Genomic DNA, 3,772 nt, shown 5'->3' on the forward strand with positions numbered 1-3,772 from the left:
CACGATAGCTGATGCCATATTTACAATACCAACGAACAGCCCAAAGAATGATTTCACCTTGAAAGTGCCGACCGTGGAAGGGATTCATCTGCTGTATCTCGAAATAAATAAGATATTTAGCTTATCATGTCAGCCTATTTGCAACAGTGCCATATATTCGCCTTTTGGATGGAGAACAAGCTCTGCACCACCAAAGCCCACATTTATTACATTGCCTTACCCTGCAACGTTTAATCCATCCATTACAGCAATACTACCCGTTCACATTACTTTATCTCGGCTGATAATCAGCGCAGTAACTTTAGCCAATCTCGCTGCAATTTCCATGTCAGGAATTTGTCCACTTATTCCAATGATGATGAGAACTGCAGCATTGACTTAGATCGCCAGTGCTCAGTACTGGCCATCATGTAGCTTTTATCGCTTTAGCGCCTTAACTTATTTAAGTGGCGTAACTTGCATAACTTATGCATCCTATTTAAGTGATGTAAGTTATAGTATTCCGTGTCAGGAATCTGTCTACTTATCAGCGTCCGCGGAACTGCAGGATTTCTGCTTTGTTGTTCGCAACGAGGGCTAATTCTGGAGTTCCGTATAAGGCATAATCAATAACGACGCCTGATGCGAACATAGCGATTGGGCTGAAACGGAAGGTATCAGGAGCAATCGCTTTGGCAGAATTCCCCAAGGTGCTCACAATAAGATTCACATTGATGAAATCTGGCTTTCTACTCAGCCCATGGATATGCGAGCAGTTACTTATACTGCTCTTTCTCATGTCCTAAAAGCCTTTGACCATGTCAAATCGCAACATTGAGGTTATCTTGTTTTGGAATAAGCGTGGTCATTGTATGAAAGTGTTGATATATGATGGACTGGGTATTCAAAGCTCTACGGTTGGAACAAGCAACATTTCACTGGACTCAAACTCATCATAGTGAAACAATTACAAGCATTGATTCAGAGTTTCGCTTGATAAAGAATTTGACAATGTGCATCAAACATCATGACATCAATTCAGTCAGCCAAGCTGAATAGCCTAGATCCGTGTCTGTGCAGAAAAGGACGCCTTCATATAAAATAACTCAAATAGATAAATTACCACCACACTGCTAGAGCCTGAGCTGAATTTAAAAATATCTATAGGGTTCACCGGGGACTTACAGTAAATTTAACTTGGATAAAAAATATCCCCCTTAAAAAAGTGGGATATTTTTAATTTATTTATTTAATATTTCTTTTAATTCATCTGCACTATATGTCGATAAATTTTCTATAGCTGCTCGAACAATACTTGAACGATTTATTCTTGCATTTTGCCCTTTTACAACCAGCTCATCAATTAGTTTACTAATATCTTCATTGAGAGAAAAAGTGTAACGAATAAATTTTTTTTCACTTGATTCTAAAGCCTTTACCCTCTTTTCTGCACCAGATATAAATGCATCTAACATTTTATCTTGTTCAGTAGGTTCAGGTTTTTTGTTTAGCCCAGTTAAACCAGCCATAGTTATACTCCTAAAAACTCTCTTGCAATACTTTCAATTTCAGCTTTCGCTTTAGGATCACTATTTACTTCAAAAACCGAAAGCCCATTTTCATCTGCATCATCATAAACATTTCGATTTGTTGTGATTGAATTCAATGCATCAATACCAAATGATTTGCATGCCTCTTTTGCATCTAAAATTCTTTGAACTTGAGAAGGAAGAGTTGGACACTGAGTAATAATTGCTCTAGCTTTCAGATTTGGATTTACTGTCTTTGCTAATTTTAAAACTTGTTCCATATGATCTAAAGTTTTTAGATCTCTTCGTTTGGGTCTAAACGGCAATAACATATGTGTAGCTATAGTCATTGCTGAACGTAATGCTTCAGAATCCTGTCCACCTGCATCAATGATAATATCTTGGTATCTTTTATCTAAATCTTTTAAAACTGAACGTATATTCCCTGATGCTTGTACTGATGGAATATTATTTAATTCATCGTTTTCATCTCTTTCTTTGACCCAATCTGTTGTTGTTCCTTGAGGGTCAGCATCTAATAAGAGGACGTCTCTTTGACTTTGTTGTAAGTAAACTGCAAGATTTTGAGCTAAACAGCTTTTACCAGCACCGCCTTTTTCACCACCAACTAAGATAATCATAATTTATGTAAGTTACGTAAGTTTGTTTGTGTATAATTTAACGGTGATTTATGAAGTAATCAACTATCATGAAAAAAAAAATTAAAAAAAAAGTTATCCACAAAAGAATGGTCTTTTTGAATTTATATATATTTATTTAAATTTATTATTTATATCTCTGCTCAAAGCTTGACTAGCAAAGGGATACAGGAAGTATATGTTGACAAATTCCTACCAATAAGTTGACTTTTTCCTGTTTCTGAGTTGACATATTCCTACCAATAAGTTGACTTTTTCCTGTTTCTAAGTTGACAAATTCTGTGCATAAGTTGACAAATTCTTTTATTAAAAATACTTTCATTTGTGGACGTTAAGTAGTATTGTCAATATATCTATTTATAACATTTTCCTTAATATATCTTCCTATGAGTAACATAGTATATAAAGATAATAATTTGGTTGAAGCATCGTATTCACTAAATCTATCTGAGCAAAGGCTAATATTAATTGCGATCATTGCTGCTCGAGAAATTGAGAAAGAACTTACTTCTGATACTATACTTACGATTCATGCTTCTGAATACATGAAACAGTTTAATTTAGGACGTCAAGCATCTTATGAAGCGTTACAATCTGCATGTGATAATCTTTTTGAACGGCATTTGAATTATAAAGCAGTAGATCCTATAACTGGAAAAATAGGAATATACAAAAGTAGGTGGGTTTCAAAAGTTGGTTATGTTAAGGAAGAGGGATGCGTCCAACTAATTTTTGCACCAGATATTATCCCCTTATTTGTAAAACTTGAAGAAAAGTTCACAAGATATGAACTTAAACAAATCTCACCACTTACAAGCATTTATGCTATTCGCCTGTATGAGTTACTCATACGTTGGAGATCAACTGGTAAGTTATATATTTCTATAGATGAGCTTAGATCAAAACTCGGATTGATAGAAGATGAATATAAAAAGATGGGAGACTTTAAAAAAAGGGTTCTTACCGTAGCTTTAAATCAAATTAACAAATTTACGGATATTACTGTTTCTTATATACAAAAAAAGGAGGGAAGAAATATTTCAGAATTACATTTCATGTTTGAAGAAAAAGAACAAAATAAAACGAGTACAAGTGCTCCTTTAGAGCCAACTTATAAATTGACAGCTAAGCAATGTATATTCTTTGCTAAAAAGCTATGTGATATTACTAACTATCCAAAATTTGGTAATGATTTCGCACATCGTGGAGAGACTCTAGAAGACTTTCAGGAAAGGATATCAAGTGATCTTCTTGATAGCGATAATGTTAGAAAGTATTTTTCTTATTTGTTAGAAGTTGGTTATGCTCCTAAATACAAGAAGTAACCCTTTAGTTAATTGTCACTTTAAACAAAAGACCACGCCCTCTCATACTAAGTTTTTAATTAAGATTGCTTTCATGTGATTTTAATATGAATTAGCATAAGTTACATAACTTATGCTGGTTAAGTAACCACCTATCCTGCCTTTATAATTTATTGCTGCAGTTCTCATCATCATTGGAATAAGTGGACAAATTCCTGACATGGAAATTGCAGCGAGATTGGCTAAAGTTACTGCGCTGATTATCAGCCGAGATGTCGTTATTGATTATGCCTTATACGGA

General features: G+C 34.4%; 4 protein-coding genes and 1 pseudogene. 1 reads left to right on the forward strand and 4 read right to left on the reverse strand.

The window, feature by feature from the left end; translation table 11 throughout:
- The 4 genes and pseudogenes from FTT98_RS17355 to FTT98_RS17370 all read right to left on the reverse strand — a co-directional run.
- A pseudogene (locus tag FTT98_RS17355) lies at positions 1 to 88 on the reverse strand (IS6 family transposase); the annotation flags it as partial.
- 438 nt (positions 89 to 526) lie between these two features.
- A complete protein-coding gene (locus FTT98_RS17360) occupies positions 527 to 778 on the reverse strand; it encodes a hypothetical protein (protein WP_001232338.1) in 252 nt (83 codons plus the stop codon).
- A 442-nt stretch (positions 779 to 1,220) separates the two neighbouring features.
- Complete coding sequence (locus FTT98_RS17365) at positions 1,221 to 1,508, reverse strand: hypothetical protein (RefSeq protein ID WP_000908082.1); 288 nt, start codon at positions 1,506 to 1,508, stop codon at positions 1,221 to 1,223.
- Between the two features lie 2 nt (positions 1,509 to 1,510).
- The gene (locus FTT98_RS17370; protein ID WP_000585007.1) at positions 1,511 to 2,149 is read right to left on the reverse strand and encodes an AAA family ATPase; all 639 of its coding nucleotides are present in this window, start codon (positions 2,147 to 2,149) and stop codon (positions 1,511 to 1,513) included.
- 404 nt (positions 2,150 to 2,553) lie between these two features.
- Between FTT98_RS17370 and repM the strand changes: the two genes are divergently transcribed.
- A complete protein-coding gene (repM, locus tag FTT98_RS17375; RefSeq protein WP_002046604.1) occupies positions 2,554 to 3,492 on the forward strand; it encodes a replication initiation protein RepM in 939 nt (312 codons plus the stop codon).
- Positions 3,493 to 3,772 lie beyond the last annotated feature (280 nt).

Origin of the sequence: Acinetobacter sp. YH12039 (assembly GCF_013420015.1) — a bacterium.
Classification (GTDB): Bacteria; Pseudomonadota; Gammaproteobacteria; order Pseudomonadales; family Moraxellaceae; genus Acinetobacter; species Acinetobacter amyesii.